This is a genomic window from Pseudarthrobacter sp. 05T312, from assembly GCF_056396685.1.
In genome coordinates this window covers 165,699-180,316 of record NZ_JBFTLY010000004.1, presented here as the reverse complement: position 1 = coordinate 180,316, position 14,618 = coordinate 165,699, and the positions used below count along the sequence as shown (strand labels likewise).

Here is a 14,618-nt window from a genome sequence, read left to right as displayed (position 1 = left end):
CTGTGGCCGCCGGATAGCCGGAATCACAGCTCGGGAGGAGTGCAGACGTGCCCTTCGGGGTCCATCGGGTATCCGCAGAGCGGGCACAGCGGACGGCCCGCACCCACCACCTCACGCGTACGCTTGGTAAATGCTCGGGCGGTGCCCACCGGCATCCGCACCAACAGCATTTCGGGGGCCTCGACGTCGTCCCTCTCGAAGGATTCGTCGTCCGGATCACCATCGGCGTCGGTGAGGGGATAAGCCTCGATCACCACCTGCGCCGTTGCCGGGTCCCAGCCCAGGCCCATGGCGCCGGTCCGGAACTGCTCCTCAACCGCCTCCAGCGGATCATTGTCAACCAGCTCGACGGGCGTGCCGGTGGGAACGCTGAACGGGTTGCCGTCCAGCGTGATGAGCTGGTCGAGGATTTCATCGATTTTCTCCGCGAGCAGGGCCGATTGCTGCTTTTCCATGGCGATGCTCAACAGCTGCGCTCCAGCGCGTACCTGCAGGTAGAACGTGCGCGCCCCCGGAGCTCCGACGGTGCCGATGACGACCCGGTCCGGCCAGGCAAACTCGTGAACAAGTGTAGGCATGTCAGAATTCTAGGCGAGATCCCATCCGCGGCGCGGCCTGCCCTGCCGCAGGGGAGTTCACGAAGCACGCAAGTGAGCCAGCACCAGCCCGACGGGTATGCTGACGGCGATCACCACCAGCAGGGCCCGGTATCCCCAGAGAACCCAACCAGACATCGCGCCCCGCCCTTGAACGGTCCGGAACATCAGTGCCAGCGAAACAACCAGCAGCGCCCCGCCGGCATCAACAACCCAGGGGTTACCAACCAACGTGCCACCGATGACTGCGGCGGAGGCGCTGTTCCACGCAACCAGCTCCGCAATGACTTTCCACCCCACAAAGCGTTGCGCCGCCAGGAAGTACTGGCTGATGCCCAAAGCGCCCTGGGCTACTCCTCCGACCAGTACCAGGTAGGCAGCGGCCCACGACCCATGCTCAAGATGCAGCGGACCGGTTACCGCCGCGACCAGCCCGCCTGCGACAACACAAATCAGTGCGACCACGCCGAAAGCCATGGCTCCCCGCAGACTGCCTGCAGCCTTCAATCCTGGCGACTCGCTCATACTTTCCAAGCTACTGCACTCCATGACACCGCAGGCGGCAGGCTATTCCGTCAAGGAGCAGGCTATTCCGCCACTGAGTACGAGGAGCCGGTGGGCGTGCGCTGCAGCAGGCCGAAGTCGATCAGGTAGCGGCGGAGCAGGACGACGTCGTCGGTATAGCTGAGCAGCCGCTCGTTGATTTGCCTCTCTGTGAGCTTTTCGCCGGGTTTGATGATCTCGTTGGCGATCTTTGCCAAGAGGGCCCGCCGCTCGGCCACGTTGGCTGGGTAGCGCTCGATCCGCCCCAGCCGCATGAATTTGTCCAGCCCGGTCCGCTGCTGCCGGCGCGGCTGTTGGGCGAGCAGGTCCCTGAACACGGAGTCCTGCGCAATCAACACACCCGACGCCTGCCGCCCCACGAGCCCGGACTCAAGAAGGGCCGCCAGGGCCCGCTGCCGCCGCTGCTCCTTCACACCGGGCAGGACATCGCCGGGAGCGGCTCCCAGCACGATCTGCGCGTAGGCGATCCTCGCGTCCGTGTTGCCAAGCGTTGCCAGCACCCGCCGCCAATGCGGACCGTTCATTCCTGCGCTTCCGGCCATGTCGGTGTCCTTCCTCTGCCGCTGACCTGACCCACGCCCTGGCGTTGGGCGTGCCGGAAGATCCTAGTCCTGGGGGCATGGTCCCGGGAAGCGGGGGTGCGGTGGATCTGCAACGGGTGCCCACCGGCGTCGTAAGTTCAACCGCACCGACGACGTCCGGGACACCGTCCAGACAGGACCCGTTATGCGTCCCCGTCCCTGGCGTACAGGGCTAGGAGGTCGCGGCTGAACTCGTGCGGGGATGTTTCGCACGGACTGTGCCCGCCCCGGTACACCCCTATCCGGGCCCGGATTGCCTGTGCGAACAGCCGGTGCAGCTGGAGCGGCCACAGGTCATGTTCGCCTACGGCCACGAATTTGGGCAGCGGCGCCTCCGCCAGTTCCGCCCGAAGGTCCGGGACGTTCTGCATCAGGGTGTAGATATCGCGCACGGAGGCGCGGCGGGTGAAACGGAACCGGTAGTTGACGAACCGCTGCCGTCCCGGCGGCACGTGCGCCACCCGGCCGCTCCGGATGCTCCAAATCAGGAGGGCTGCACCCGCGCGGCCGTTCACCCACGTGCTGAACCGGCCAATACGGCTCACGCCCCGGAAACTCTGGCCGGGTTCCGGCGGGCACCCCAGGAACGTGATGGACCGGAACAGTCCAGGCCGCTGCACGTAGGCGAGCTGGGCGATAATGCCGGCGAAGGAATACGCCACAACGTGTGCCGGCGTGGCAGTGGTTTCCAGGACTGCCAGAAAATCGTCCACGAACAACTCGTAGTCGTAGTGCTTTCTGGCTGGCACCAGGTTCTCCGGGCCGGCGCCGGCCGACTGGTACTGGCCCGCCAGATCGTACGTCAGGGCGTAGTAGCCGGCCCCGGCGAGGTCAGGCATCATCAGCGAGAAATCCTCTTTCGAACCGGTGGCGCCGGGCACCAGCACGACGCAGGGATCATCCGGATTCCCTAAGGCCATGGCGGCGAGCTTCCCGCTGGGGACGTCGATGGTGAACTGAACGGCGCCCGCTGGCGGGACCGACCAATCGACGTCGCCCAATCCGGCGTCCAGCAGGGCGGCTGCATCCACCTGGGCAGAACCGAACTCCTCGGGGTCAACCCCGTACTCTTTCCGGCCCGGCTCCGCCATGGTCCCAAGATAGTCCAGCAACCCTACATCGGGCCGCCATCAAGGATCCGCCGCGCATCTGCCTGCGCCTGGAGGGCCACCTCCGTGACCACCTCACCTTTCAGGTGGCCGGCCGCGGACATGATGCTTCTGAGCTCACCCACGGTCAGCGGCGGGGTCGCGCTGTGTGCCATGGCATGGCAGTTGTGGCAGAGCGGGACAAGGTCCGCAATGGGGTCAAGCTGATAGGTGTTGTCGAGCATTTCCGGCGGCACAACATGGTGGACGCCTATTGCTCCCGTCCCCGCCACACCGTAAGTGGACTCGAACGAGAAGCCGCACGCGGCACATTGCGTGCCGTGGAACGCGGTGCAGGCCAGCCGTGCGTCGGGGTCGCGCTCGTACCGGTTCACGTGGACGGTGCTGAGGGTCTCCGGCGGCAAGGCTCCGCCCGCCACCTCGAGAGGATTCCCCGTGGACCGGGCGTGGGCCCTCCACAGCCGGCGCAATACAGGAACGGACGACGGCGGCACGGTCACCAGGGACGGTACGTCCGCCTTCAACGCAAGGTCGTCGGGGAGTGCCTCGCCCAGGATTCCGGGCCGTACCTGCTCTCCGAACGGAAGAAGTGAATCCCAGGCCACCCAGAAGAACCAGCGAGCGGGTCCGGGATCCGCAAGAGCCGCAATTTGATACGGCTGGGACGTCACGAACCCGTGGCCGATCAGGCCGCTGGCGGCCTCGGTGCTGCCCCCTACGAGGAGCCATGCCTCGCTGCCGGGACCAACAACGCCCGGATAACCGTCCGTGCGCCAGCGATCCAGGAACATTCCCGATCCGGCCACCTTCTCGACGACGGCACGGTAGTTCCAGCGGCGCAGCACGTCAGCGTCACACCCGAGAATTACGGCGGCCACTGTTCACATCCGTTCGCGCTAGGCGGCTGCACACGTCCCCCGGACGGCCGACCACCAAAACCCGCCACGCGCCGTCGACCCCCAAGCGTACGCAAGGCGCGCTAGATCGGTTCCTTGGCCAGCGCCTTGGTCTTTGCGGGCGTCTCGCGTCCCAGCCGCTCATCAAGCGTGACGCGCAGCCGCGCGGCGGCAACCTGCACACGGTGCTCGGCCGGGGTGGCCTTCTTCTGGACGGGTTTGGCAGCGCTGCTGCGGGGAGCGTGGACGTACCGGTGTTCAGGCGACGTTGCACTCATGGTCCAACCTCCTTGCTGCTGTCTTCATCCGTTGTTCCATTCTCGCTTAAGTTGAGGCGGTCGTCCACGAAGGCCCCGGCCTCCTGCGCGGAACCTGGCCCGGGCCCGGCATCGTCCCCGTTCTCGTCGCCGGACACGCTCTTCCAGGCAATGTCGAACAGCTCGAGTTCCTCGTTGCGCGCCAGTTCGCTCCTGGCCAGGACTTCCAGCGTCGCCAGCCCCAGCGCCTTGGTGCCCTCATCAGGATCCAGCGCCCGGTCCAGCGCCCACTGGGTCCGGCGCCACCACTCAGCGCGGCTGTCCGCCTCGGTCCTTTGCTGCAGCGCGTTGGCGTCGGCCTCGCGTTTCTGGTCGAGCGCTGTCTTGTCGGCGGCGGTGCGCTGCTTGAGCGTGCGCCAGTTGATGTAGAAGGCCAGCAGGGCAGCTGTGAGAACGGCCAGGGGCCCCAACCCGGCGAGGATGACCCACCAGTCCGCCGGTCCGGAATGGACCACAACGTCCAGCGGGCCGGGGGAGGGAACAGGGGTCACCAGATCAGCTTAGGCGGAGGGGCGGAAGTCGTGCGGCCTGACACCCGCAGTCTGCTGCATCAGCCGCCGCGCCGTGAGACAAGGACGGGTCCGCGGGCGTGATGCAATACCGCGTGCGCCGTTGAACCGATGGTCTCCCTGAGCATCCCGCGGCCCTGCGTGCCCACCACGATGATCCGGGCCTCTTCAGCGGCTTTGAGGAGGGCGTGCGGGACCGAGCTGTCCGTTAGTAATTCGGTCTCGACATGGACCGCGGGCGCCGCAGCCGCTGCACGGTCCAAAGCCGACGCCAGAACCGCCCGGGCGCCGGGCGCCGCATCCTGTCCTTCCGGCACTTGGTAGCCGGCAGGCCGGTGCCGGACGTGGACTACTTTGAGAGGGGCGTGCCACGCTGCTGCCAGCGCGCAGGCGTCATCCAGCGCGGCCGGGGAACCCGAGTCATCGACGGCGGCGACGACGGGGCCGCCCGGGTGGTGTTCCTCCCGGATCACGGCAACAGGGCAGGTGGCAGTGGCTGCCAGCTCCAGGCCCGCCGAGCCCACCAAGAGGCCAAGGAAGCCGCCCAGGCCGCGGCTGCCGACAACCAGCATGCGTTCGCCTGCGGAAATTTCAGCAAGAAGCTGCGCCGGAAATCCGTGGAGCAGGGTGCTCCTGACCTGAAGCCCGGGTACCTCAGCGGTGGCCACCGCCACGCCGTCATCAAGGATGGTCCGGGCGGACTGTTCCAGGCCACTTCCTGACACACCGGGGACGGGACCGAGGTGCCGGGTCAGGAGCGGCCACAGCGAACAGTGCACAACATGGAGGGAACAACCGATGGCGTGCGCGTGGCGTGCCGCCCAGCGGACCGCGGCCGCCGACTCCTCCGAACCGTCAAAACCGGCAACAATGGATCCTGCACCCTGCGTCACGGCACTGCGCTCCTGACCAACACGATCTTCACAGGACCTTAGGCCCTTTGGCGGCCCTGCTCCCTGGTTTCATCCTGATTCTAAACAGTGGGGAGGAACATGGGCAGCATCGTGCGCCGGATAGCCGTGGTGGTGCTTGCCCTCGCCGCCCTGCTGGTGGGCGCCGCGGCGCCCGGCACCGCGGTGGCACCTGTGGCTGTCATTGTGGAGGACACCGCAGGGGTGCTTGACCAGAACACGCTGGTGCCCGCCGTCGAACGCATCCAGTTCTACGAGCCCACCCGCGTCGCCGTCTTCACCTACAACGGCACGGCGGCGGACAACCTCAACGAACAGGTCCTGAAATTCGCGCGGTCCACGCATCCGGAGTGGATCAGCCCGGACGGCCAAAAATGGGCCGACGGACTGTTCATTTTCGCCCTCGACCCCCAGGGCCGGCACGTGGGGACCTACATGGGCGAGGACCGGAAAGTGTCGCTCGAGCAGCGCAGCGACATCCAGGACGCGTCCAAGGACCTGTTCCGCGACGCCCAGTGGACCGACGGCACCGTTGCCGGCATCCGCCGCGGGGCAGAGCTCATTAACCAGCCCTGGTACCGCTCGGCGGCGTTCTTGGTCACCGCCTGGGTCCTCGCCGGAACCGCCGCCCTGGGGGCAGCGGCATGGCTGGTTGTGCGCGCCGTGACCAGGAACCGGTGCCGCAGGCAGATCGAACGCGGGGACCGCAGCTACTCCAGCGTCAGCATGGACCTGGAGGTCACCGAACTGAACGCCGGCACCATTCCCGAATCATCCCGTTACGGCAGCCAGGTGCTGGAGAAGCACCGGACATTCCTCAACAAATATGCCGCTGCCACGGAGCTGTCCAACCAGGTGCACGCACTGGGTAAGCGGGCATTGAGCAGCAGGAAGAACCTCAAGCTGGCCCGCCGCTTCGCTGACAGTGCCGCGGAGCTGGATGCCCTGGATGACGTCATTTCGGACAGCAATGCCCTGCTGAACCGCGCCGATTCCTGGCCCACGGCCTGGGACCGGCAGCTGGCGCCCTTCCGCAAAGACCTTGCGGGGCTGGAGCAGCTCCTGGCCAAACGCCATGGGCAGGGAGACTCCGCAACGGCAACGGCGCTCCGGTCCTTCCGGGACGAAAGCCTGCGGGACATTGAGCGCTGGACGGCCGGACTCGCTGACCGGCGGATCACGCCGGAGGAGGCTTTGGACCGGCTGTACAGCGCCCGTTCCCGGCTCTCGGAGCTGCTGGAAAACCACGCCGAAACCGTGATCCAGGGCTTCGCCCGGACAGGCCGTGAGGCACGGCTGATGCGTGAACAGATGGAAACTGCCCACGGCGGTACGGACCACCGCAGGCAGCGTACCTACGAACCGAGCATCCTGGGGACGGTGTACCCGTCCTACACGTTCTTCTCCGTGGCCACCTTCAATTCCGGCTTCAACACCGGGGTCAGCAGCGTTAATTCGGCCAGGGGCGGTGGCGGAACCACCGGATACGGCAGCAGCGGCGGCAGCTTCTCCGGATCCGGCAGTTCCTCAAGCTTCTGACTGTGGACCCGCGCCGCCGGGCTCAGGCGGCCCCGAGGTTGTTCAGCCTCCGGGGCGCACGGTGGACGGCATAACGTGGGTGCTGCGGGGACACCCGGACAACACCGGAATGCGACGGTACCACGTCTTGGATCAAGCCCGTGCCCGCGCACTCGCGGACCTCCTCGATGGCGGCGGCCGCCGCCCGCTTGTCCGTAAATTGTCCGGAAACCGCCAGCACGTGTCCATCGGGCATCACAAGCCGGAACCGAATCTGTGAATCATCATCGACAAACAGTTCGAACGTACCTGCCATAAGCCTTGTTCTCCTCAATCGTCCTGCCTCCATTGGTGAGGCTGCATGCCCTGCCGGCACGGCACGGCAAAACCCAAGGCGCACTACGCCATCGTGGTGCGCCTTTCGACCTAAACCACCATCTCAGAGGGCAAGTCCCCGCTTTTAGGGACCAAGGTCCCTGATCGCAGGTGCCCGGGGTATTCAGGCCGCTACGCGCGACAAACGGATCAACGCAACTCCGGTGGCGATGAACCACGACCACAGCAAAATGCCGTACCCCCAATAGAAGCCGGGGGCTGCGTGGCGAAGGAGCTCGCTGACGACCCCCAGTGCGCCGGTGGCAATGCCCAACCACGCCAGGTACCGCGGGAAGGTTGCCTTGCCGGACGTGAGCATGGCCAGTCCCATCAGCAGAATCCCAAGGGCGGAGAGGACGCCGACAATGGCCGGGGTGTTGTTTTCGGCGATGATGGCTTCGGCGGCGGTGGCATAGGTCCTGCGTTCCTCCTCGGTCCCGGCGGCCACGAAGCGGTCGCTGAGATAGACCAGGTTGAGGGCTCCGCGGCTGCTGACCGGAACGGCAAGCAGCAGCGCCCAAGGGAGGGCGCCGACGACCAGCGCCATTAGGGGCAAGCTCTTCCGGAAGGCCGAGAGGGCAACGAAGAGGGCAGTAAAAACAAGGACTGGGAAGATGTTCGGGAGTATCCACAGGATTTGCTCGGCCACATAGCCCGCCTTGTGCGACGCAATGAAGTCAAGGGTGGCGGCTCCGCCGTGAACGGGAGGGGGAGCCATGAAGTCGAGCACCAGGGCCGCTATCAGCAGAAGCACGAACAGGATGGACGACGCGCCCGCCACAAGGTAGAGGAGCTTCCAGCCGTGGTGGTCGCCGGCCTGGACGTGGGCACCGGCGGCCCCCGGCGTGCGCCGGACGCTCGGACTGCCAGTCATGAGGAACGGTTCCTGGTCATGCCCCGACTCTGCTACCTGACCCGCGGGCCGGATAGTGCCGTAGGGCCCGACGGGCTTCAGGTTCTTCCGGGTTCCGTGACCAAGGGCCCTTGGCCCTTCAGCGGGGTCTGGGAAGCTTGTTGAATTGAATCATGGTCCCGCACCAGGAGGCAGAGATGGCGACAAATGGCCCCCATTCAGGCCACGGCACGGAGGAGCAGCTTCGGATAGAGCTGGAGGATGCTGCATCCGTGAAGTGGTGGGCGCGGATCCTGTACACGCTTGGTTCACAGTACGGGCGGACACAGCTGCGGTTCGTGGGAAAGGCTGAGGACGGCCGGCGGCTTTATACCGGTGACACGTTCCCCGGGCCGCCCCTGAACCGAACGCCTCCCGAGGAGGCGTGGGCACCTGGCCTGGAGGCGAGCCTTACCCGGCTGCGGCAGGAGATCGTCCGGGACGGATGGTTAGAAACCAGTCGCGGCACGCAGCCCTGGGAGGTGACCTACAGCCGTTGCCGGGGGTCCTGACCGCTGTGCTTGGCGGCTGGCGGGTTTCCATGGCCGGCCACGGTTCCGGCCGGTTCTGGTTCGCCTGATCCGGGCCTCAGGCGATCGGCCAGACCACCTTGGTCTGCCAGGTGGCCGGATCCGGCTGCTGTTCGGGATCGGTCAGGTAGTACTCCCACATGGAGTCCGCCGGGGTGGCGCCGTCCGCTTCCATGCTTTGCCGGATGGCGTCGTACGTGGTTCCCAAGCTGTCGTAGGGGCCCGTGTGGATGGCTTCAAAGGCATCTGCATCGGGAAGCACGCCGCTGGCCACCTCGCCGGTGCCGTGGAAGTCCCCGGCGACAGCGAACCCGGCTTCGACGTCCACCGTTTCCCCCGGCATTCCGTGGTACCTCGCGAACGGCGGACCCGCCGGGCTGGCGCCCTGCACCTGGACCGCGGCCATCACGGCACCAAAGGCCCGCCCGAAGAAACCGGTGAGCAAGTCCATGGGAACACGTTCGCGGACCACTGCCACGGGCTGTTCGGTGATGTGGACCTTTTGCGGCTGCGGGCCATGTTCAGTCATGGCACCAGCCTCGCGGTCCTGGCCCCGGCATGACAGGGCCTTAGGACTCTAAAGGCCATGCTGGCCGGGGCCAAATGCCCTAGCCCGGCCGTCGGCAGCAGGGTAGGTTCGGTTTCATGCTTGATGACCGCAACCAGCACCTGCCAAAGAGTCCTGGATGAGGAAGCAGGCCGCCCCGCCTGCGGCCACCGGCGGCAGCCCCGGCAGCTTTGACGCCGGGGAATCCGCGGGGTCGCCCGTCGAAAGGGCCTGGGGCTTCGTGAAACGGTATCCCGTCGTCGCGCTGACCTGTGCAGTGCTCGCAGCGGTGCTGGTGCTGCTCCAATTCGACCTGGAACTGCAGGTCCGCGTCCTCGCCTCGGCCTATGCGGCCGTGATCGTGTTGGCACGTTCTGCCGGCATGGTCCGGTCCTTGCGGGAGGGACGCTGGGGGATCGACCTCCTGGCACTGACGGCGATCGCCAGTACCGTGGTGGTGGGCGAATACCTCGCTGCCCTGGTGGTCATCCTGATGCTGACCGGCGGCGAAGCGCTGGAGGACTTTGCCCAGGGACGTGCCGCGCGTGAACTGCGCTCCCTGCTGGACCGGGCGCCGCGTTTTGCCCACCGCGAAGGTGCTGGTGCGGTCCTCGAGGACACTCCAATCGGCGACGTAGCCCAGGGTGACGTGCTGGTGGTCCGCCCCTCCGAACTGGTACCCGTGGACGGCGAACTCCTGTCCGACTCTGCCAGCCTCGACGAGTCATCTCTGACCGGGGAAAGCCTGCCGGTGGAGCACACCATGGGGGATAACCTGCTCAGCGGCTCTGTCAACGGGGTGGCCGCCATCCGCATGCGCGCGTCAGCCACCGCCGCGGACTCCCAGTACAGCCGGATCATCGCGTTGGTCGAAGAGGCATCCAACAGCCGCGCGCCGGTGGTCCGCCTTGCTGACCGTTACGCTGTTCCCTTCACCATCCTGGCTCTGGCCATGGCCGGCACCGCGTGGTTCCTGTCCGGCGAACCCCTCCGCTTTGCCCAGGTGCTGGTGGTCGCCACGCCCTGCCCGCTCCTCATCGCCGCGCCCGTGGCCTTCCTCGCCGGTACCAGCCAGGCCGCCCACAAGGGCATCATCATCAAAAACACCCGGACCCTCGAGCAGTTGGCGAAGGCGCAGACAGCGGTGTTCGACAAGACCGGAACCCTCACGTCGGGGCGCCCGGTCCTGGACGCTATCCAGGTGGCGCAAGGCCAAGGCGAGGCACTGGGCAGCCAGAGGATCCTGCAACTGGCTGCCTCCGCCGAGCAGTACTCCTCGCACGTGCTGGCAGGCTCCGTCATCGAAGCCGCCGCGGCCGCCGGACTGACGCTCCTTCCCGTGCAGCAGGCTACGGAGAACGCCACCCACGGCGTGGAAGCCGTCTGCGACGGCCGGCGGGTTGTGGTGGGCAAGGCCGGCCTGGTGCGGAGTTCCTCAACCGGATTCCAGGAGGCCACCGTCCACAGCGGGCAGCTGGCGGTCCATGTGGCCGTGGACGGCCGGTACGCAGGTGCCCTGATCATGAAGGACCCACTGCGCCGCAACGCCGTGGATACGCTGGCCCGGTTGAACGGCCTGGGCGTGCGGAACACCATGCTATTGACCGGTGATGCCCAAGCGACCGCCGCGCATATTGCCGAAGAAGCGGGAATCGGCCGCGTCCAGGCGGACTGCCTTCCGGAGGACAAAGTCAACACGGTGGCCGGCATCCAGGAACGGCCTGTCCTGATGGTGGGCGACGGCGTCAACGATGCGCCCGTCCTTGCCGCCGCCGATGTGGGAATCGCCATGGGCGCCAAGGGAGCCACGGCGGCGAGTGAGTCCGCTGACGTGGTGATCATGCTCGACGACGTCTCGAAAGTTGCGCAGGCCGTGGCCATTGGGAAGCGGACAGTATCCGTGGCGTTGGTCAGTATCTGGACAGGGATAGCACTCAGCCTGGTACTGATGGCCATCGCCATGACGGGATACATACCCGCCGTCGCCGGCGCCCTCCTGCAGGAATTTGTGGACCTGGCCACTATCCTGAACGGCCTGCGCGCGCTGCACGGGGCCGAGCCCAAAAAGCAACGCTGACCGGACAGACCTGCCCGACCGGAAAGCTGCGGCGCAGTGCCAAGGGCCGGCCACTTCCGGCCGGGAGCGCCGGCATGACCTTTGGCCCTTACCCCGGCATTCCCCGGCCGGGATCGTGGTTCCCATGAATGCAGAAACAGGGGCCAAGCCCGTCATCGTGGGTGTGGACGGTTCTGAATACTCCTCCGCCGCGCTCCGCTACGCGGGCACACTGGCAGCCCGTTTGGGCACCCGCCTCGAAGTCATCTCCTGCGTCGGGATGCCTGACTACCTGGTGATGTCACGCCTGGAAGGGGCGGACCGGCAGTTCACCGCCAGGCTTGAGGATGCGGCAGGACGCCTGGTCGAGGACGCCCTGGGCCGGGCCTTCTCCGGGGACCGGCCCGAAGACATCGACGTCACCATCAAGTTCGGGCCACCGGCAAAGGTGCTGGTGGAGGAGAGCAGGCGGGCGCAGATGCTGGTGGTGGGACGGCACGGCGAGGGCGGCCTGCTGAAGGCGGCCATGGGCTCGGTCAGCAAGGCCTGCGCAGCCCACTCCGTGTGTCCGGTCCTGCTGGTAGGACAGGAGGCGGACGCCGTGTGAGGGCCGCGGAGGGCCTGAGCTCTGCGGAGGCGGCGCAACTCCTGAAGCAGGCGGGCCCCAACCAGCTCCCCACGGAGAAGCCCGCGTCCCAGTGGCGGAAGCTCTGGGGGGAGATGACGCACTTCTTCGCCCTCATGCTGTGGTGCGCCGCCGCGCTGGCCTTCATCGCGGACATGCCGCAACTGGCAGTGGCGATCATCGTCGTCGTCATAGTCAACGGGGTGTTCGCCCACATCCAACAGGAACGCGCCCAGCACGCCGCCGCGAAACTGCGGGGCCTGCTGCCTGCCGACGTGCTGGTCCGGCGGGACGGGAAGGTACGGAAGGTCCACGCCGGAGAACTGGTGGTAGGGGACGTGGTGCTGCTGGCGGCCGGGGACCGGGTCCCGGCAGACATGGCACTCCTCGCCGCTTCCGCCTGCGCGGTGGACGAATCGATGCTGACCGGGGAAAGCGACCCGGTGCCCAAAGCCGCAGGGGACCAGGCCTGGGGCGGCACGTTCCTGGTCAACGGTTACGGGGAGGCCGCCGTCACCGCAACAGGCGCCAGGACCAGGCTGGCGGGGATCGCGGCCCTCACCAGCGCCGCGGTTCCGCCACCAACACCGCTGTCCCTGGAACTGAGGCGGATCGTCCGGGTCACTGCGGGCATGGCACTGGGCATTGCGGCGGTCTTCTTTCTGGCCTCGCTGCTGGTGGGTTTCCAATGGCGGGATTCTTTCCTGTTCTCCATCGGCGTCGCCGTGGCGCTGGTCCCGGAAGGACTCCTGCCCACCGTCACACTGTCCCTGGCCATGGGCGCCCAGCGTATGCAGCACGCCAGGGATTGGTCCGCAACCTGGAAGCAGTGGAAACCCTGGGCTCAACGACCTTCATTTGTACGGACAAAACCGGGACCCTGACGCAGAACCGGATGAACGCCGTCGAAGTCTTCACCCCCGACGGCGCCATCCAGGTGGCAGGGGACGGGTATGCCCCTGAGGCGCGCATCGAGGGCGGCGGCGTCGAGAAGGCTGCCCAGGCCGCGCTCGCCGCCCGCACCGCTTCCCAGGGCCGCGCTGAGCTTCACGACGGACAATGGCGGGCCCTGGGTGATCCGATGGAAGCGGCCATGGACGTCCTGGCACGCAGGCTGACGGGCACCGTGGCCGGGCCCGTGCCGTTGCAGCGGTTCCCCTTCGATCCTGTGCGGCGCAGGGAGTCGGCGATTCTGGGGCAGGACCTTTTCTGCAAAGGTGCCCCGGAAACCGTCCTTCCCGTGTGTGAGTCAGTGCCTGGCCCGGTCAGGGACCAGGTGGACGTGATGGCGAACCGGGGCCTGCGGGTCATTGCGGTGGCCCGCAGGCGGCTTGGAGGCGCCCCTGGAACATGGCAGTCCGCGTCCGCAGCAGAGCTCGAAACGGGCATGGAACTCCTGGGCCTGATCGGGCTGCAGGACCCGCCGCGGCCGGATGTTGGGGACGTGATCCGTACCGCGCGACAGGCAGGGCTGCGGGTAGCCATGGTCACCGGCGACCATCCTGCCACCGCGGCGGCAATTGCCCGGCAGATCGGCCTGACCGGGACACCCGAATACGTTCTGGAAGGCGCAGACCTTCCGGAAGACGACCAGGTACTCGGAGCACTCCTGGACCGTGACGGAGTGGTGGTCAGCAGGGTCTCACCCGAGCAGAAGCTTCGCGTCGCCAAGGCCCTGCAGTCCCGCGGGCACGTGGTGGCCATGACCGGCGACGGCGTCAACGACGGCCCGGCACTGCGCGAAGCCGACATCGGGGTGGCAATGGGCCTGAGCGGAACCGATGTGGCCCGCGAAGCCGCGGACCTGGTCCTCCTCGATGACCACTTCGGCACCATTGTGGCCGCCATCGAACAAGGCCGGGCAACCTACGCCAACATCCACCGGTTCCTCACCTACCATCTGACCGACAACGTGGCCGAACTGACCCCCTTCGTCATTTGGGCGCTCTCCGGCGGCCACTTCCCGCTGGCCCTGGGCGTCCTCCAGATCCTTGCCCTGGACATCGGCACCGACCTGCTGCCGGCACTCGCCCTGGGCGCCGAGCCGCCGGGCAGAGGGGTGCTGTCCCGTCCGCCCGAACGCCGGCACCTGATGGACCGGCACCTGATCATCCGGGTGTTCTGCATCCTGGGCCCGGTTGAAGCAGCCGTCGAATTGGCCGTGTTCTCCGCTGTCCTGGCAGGCGGTGGCTGGACCCGGGGACAGGACCCACCGGTGCCCCTGCTGATGGCCGCCTCCGGGGCCGCCTTCACCGCCGTCGTCCTGGGACAACTCGCCAACGCGTTTGCCTGCCGCAGCGCAACGGTGCCCCCATGGAAGCTGGGCTGGGGAACGAACCGGCTCCTGGTGTGGGCCGCGCTCGCAGAAGCGGCCATCCTGGGGGCATGCCTGTACCTGCCGTCGCTCGCCGCGCTGCTGGGCCAGTCCCCGCCGCCCCCCGAAGGGCTCCTCCTCGCACTCCTGGCAGCCCCTGCCGTCCTGCTGGCGGACTGGATCCACAAATCCGTCCGGGGGCGGCTGCGCCGCACTTAGGCACTGGGCGCCGGGACCAAAGCCTCTGACTGCCCCAGCTGCCCCCGGGCAAGAATCGA

Annotated in this window: 15 protein-coding genes and 1 pseudogene; 5 read left to right on the top strand and 11 right to left on the bottom strand. The window is 67.2% G+C overall.

What is annotated here, in order from left to right; genetic code table 11:
• Window positions 1–23: 23 nt before the first annotated feature.
• The 8 genes from AC1DIP_RS08540 to AC1DIP_RS08505 form a co-directional block, all read right to left on the bottom strand.
• Window positions 24–578 (bottom strand): DUF3090 family protein, encoded by a 555-nt coding sequence (locus AC1DIP_RS08540; RefSeq protein WP_476211366.1) that lies wholly within the window; start codon window positions 576–578, stop codon window positions 24–26.
• Between the two features lie 57 nt (window positions 579–635).
• Window positions 636–1,121 carry a hypothetical protein gene (locus AC1DIP_RS08535; protein WP_476211365.1) on the bottom strand — a complete coding sequence of 162 codons (486 nt, stop codon included), beginning with the start codon at window positions 1,119–1,121 and terminating at the stop codon, window positions 636–638.
• A gap of 62 nt (window positions 1,122–1,183) precedes the next feature.
• A complete protein-coding gene (locus tag AC1DIP_RS08530; RefSeq protein WP_476211364.1) occupies window positions 1,184–1,702 on the bottom strand; it encodes a DUF2087 domain-containing protein in 519 nt (172 codons plus the stop codon).
• A 182-nt stretch (window positions 1,703–1,884) separates the two neighbouring features.
• A complete protein-coding gene (locus AC1DIP_RS08525; protein ID WP_477733489.1) occupies window positions 1,885–2,832 on the bottom strand; it encodes an alpha/beta fold hydrolase in 948 nt (315 codons plus the stop codon).
• Between the two features lie 23 nt (window positions 2,833–2,855).
• Window positions 2,856–3,728 (bottom strand): HNH endonuclease, encoded by an 873-nt coding sequence (locus AC1DIP_RS08520; protein ID WP_477733488.1) that lies wholly within the window; start codon window positions 3,726–3,728, stop codon window positions 2,856–2,858.
• A 101-nt stretch (window positions 3,729–3,829) separates the two neighbouring features.
• Window positions 3,830–4,024 carry a hypothetical protein gene (locus AC1DIP_RS08515; RefSeq protein ID WP_477733487.1) on the bottom strand — a complete coding sequence of 65 codons (195 nt, stop codon included), beginning with the start codon at window positions 4,022–4,024 and terminating at the stop codon, window positions 3,830–3,832.
• A complete protein-coding gene (locus tag AC1DIP_RS08510; RefSeq protein WP_477733486.1) occupies window positions 4,021–4,554 on the bottom strand; it encodes a hypothetical protein in 534 nt (177 codons plus the stop codon). The genes AC1DIP_RS08515 and AC1DIP_RS08510 overlap by 4 nt, the downstream gene beginning before the upstream one ends.
• 59 nt (window positions 4,555–4,613) lie before the next feature.
• The gene (locus tag AC1DIP_RS08505; RefSeq protein ID WP_477733485.1) at window positions 4,614–5,465 is read right to left on the bottom strand and encodes a universal stress protein; all 852 of its coding nucleotides are present in this window, start codon (window positions 5,463–5,465) and stop codon (window positions 4,614–4,616) included.
• Window positions 5,466–5,564: 99 nt separating this feature from the next.
• Between AC1DIP_RS08505 and AC1DIP_RS08500 the strand changes: the two genes are divergently transcribed.
• Window positions 5,565–7,022, top strand: coding sequence for a DUF5129 domain-containing protein (locus tag AC1DIP_RS08500; RefSeq protein ID WP_477733484.1), 1,458 nt, complete (start codon window positions 5,565–5,567; stop codon window positions 7,020–7,022).
• 22 nt (window positions 7,023–7,044) lie between these two features.
• Here AC1DIP_RS08500 and AC1DIP_RS08495 read toward each other — a convergent pair whose 3' ends face one another.
• Both AC1DIP_RS08495 and AC1DIP_RS08490 read right to left on the bottom strand, forming a co-directional pair.
• Window positions 7,045–7,317, bottom strand: a complete 273-nt coding sequence (locus AC1DIP_RS08495) for a YegP family protein (protein ID WP_477733483.1) — start codon at window positions 7,315–7,317, stop codon at window positions 7,045–7,047.
• Window positions 7,318–7,500: 183 nt separating this feature from the next.
• Window positions 7,501–8,250, bottom strand: coding sequence for a DUF4386 family protein (locus AC1DIP_RS08490; protein WP_477733482.1), 750 nt, complete (start codon window positions 8,248–8,250; stop codon window positions 7,501–7,503).
• Window positions 8,251–8,426: 176 nt separating this feature from the next.
• Between AC1DIP_RS08490 and AC1DIP_RS08485 the strand changes: the two genes are divergently transcribed.
• Window positions 8,427–8,780, top strand: a complete 354-nt coding sequence (locus AC1DIP_RS08485; protein WP_477733481.1) for a hypothetical protein — start codon at window positions 8,427–8,429, stop codon at window positions 8,778–8,780.
• 76 nt (window positions 8,781–8,856) lie between these two features.
• On the opposite strand, the gene AC1DIP_RS08480 is transcribed toward AC1DIP_RS08485, so the two are convergent.
• On the bottom strand, window positions 8,857–9,327 hold the full coding sequence (locus tag AC1DIP_RS08480; protein ID WP_476211349.1) for a GyrI-like domain-containing protein: 471 nt from the start codon (window positions 9,325–9,327) through the stop codon (window positions 8,857–8,859).
• A 157-nt stretch (window positions 9,328–9,484) separates the two neighbouring features.
• Between AC1DIP_RS08480 and AC1DIP_RS08475 the strand changes: the two genes are divergently transcribed.
• From AC1DIP_RS08475 to AC1DIP_RS08465, 3 genes and pseudogenes are all read left to right on the top strand, one after another.
• Window positions 9,485–11,422, top strand: a complete 1,938-nt coding sequence (locus AC1DIP_RS08475) for a heavy metal translocating P-type ATPase (protein ID WP_477733480.1) — start codon at window positions 9,485–9,487, stop codon at window positions 11,420–11,422.
• Between the two features lie 124 nt (window positions 11,423–11,546).
• Complete coding sequence (locus AC1DIP_RS08470; RefSeq protein ID WP_476211345.1) at window positions 11,547–12,008, top strand: universal stress protein; 462 nt, start codon at window positions 11,547–11,549, stop codon at window positions 12,006–12,008.
• Window positions 12,005–14,559, top strand: a pseudogene (locus tag AC1DIP_RS08465) (cation-translocating P-type ATPase). The gene AC1DIP_RS08470 and the pseudogene AC1DIP_RS08465 overlap by 4 nt, the downstream one beginning before the upstream one ends.
• The last annotated feature ends 59 nt before the right edge of the window (window positions 14,560–14,618 follow it).

What these genes read in the sequence shown, in the direction of transcription:
- AC1DIP_RS08540 (WP_476211366.1), bottom strand. Translation starts at nt 578, where the DNA reads ATGCCTACACTTGTTCACGAGTTTGCCTGGCCGGACCGGGTCGTCATC.
- AC1DIP_RS08535 (WP_476211365.1), bottom strand. Translation starts at nt 1,121, where the DNA reads ATGAGCGAGTCGCCAGGATTGAAGGCTGCAGGCAGTCTGCGGGGAGCC.
- AC1DIP_RS08530 (WP_476211364.1), bottom strand. Translation starts at nt 1,702, where the DNA reads ATGGCCGGAAGCGCAGGAATGAACGGTCCGCATTGGCGGCGGGTGCTG.
- AC1DIP_RS08525 (WP_477733489.1), bottom strand. Translation starts at nt 2,832, where the DNA reads ATGGCGGAGCCGGGCCGGAAAGAGTACGGGGTTGACCCCGAGGAGTTC.
- AC1DIP_RS08515 (WP_477733487.1), bottom strand. Translation starts at nt 4,024, where the DNA reads ATGAGTGCAACGTCGCCTGAACACCGGTACGTCCACGCTCCCCGCAGC.
- AC1DIP_RS08500 (WP_477733484.1), top strand. Translation starts at nt 5,565, where the DNA reads ATGGGCAGCATCGTGCGCCGGATAGCCGTGGTGGTGCTTGCCCTCGCC.
- AC1DIP_RS08495 (WP_477733483.1), bottom strand. Translation starts at nt 7,317, where the DNA reads ATGGCAGGTACGTTCGAACTGTTTGTCGATGATGATTCACAGATTCGG.
- AC1DIP_RS08490 (WP_477733482.1), bottom strand. Translation starts at nt 8,250, where the DNA reads ATGACTGGCAGTCCGAGCGTCCGGCGCACGCCGGGGGCCGCCGGTGCC.
- AC1DIP_RS08485 (WP_477733481.1), top strand. Translation starts at nt 8,427, where the DNA reads ATGGCGACAAATGGCCCCCATTCAGGCCACGGCACGGAGGAGCAGCTT.
- AC1DIP_RS08480 (WP_476211349.1), bottom strand. Translation starts at nt 9,327, where the DNA reads ATGACTGAACATGGCCCGCAGCCGCAAAAGGTCCACATCACCGAACAG.
- AC1DIP_RS08475 (WP_477733480.1), top strand. Translation starts at nt 9,485, where the DNA reads ATGAGGAAGCAGGCCGCCCCGCCTGCGGCCACCGGCGGCAGCCCCGGC.
- AC1DIP_RS08470 (WP_476211345.1), top strand. Translation starts at nt 11,547, where the DNA reads ATGAATGCAGAAACAGGGGCCAAGCCCGTCATCGTGGGTGTGGACGGT.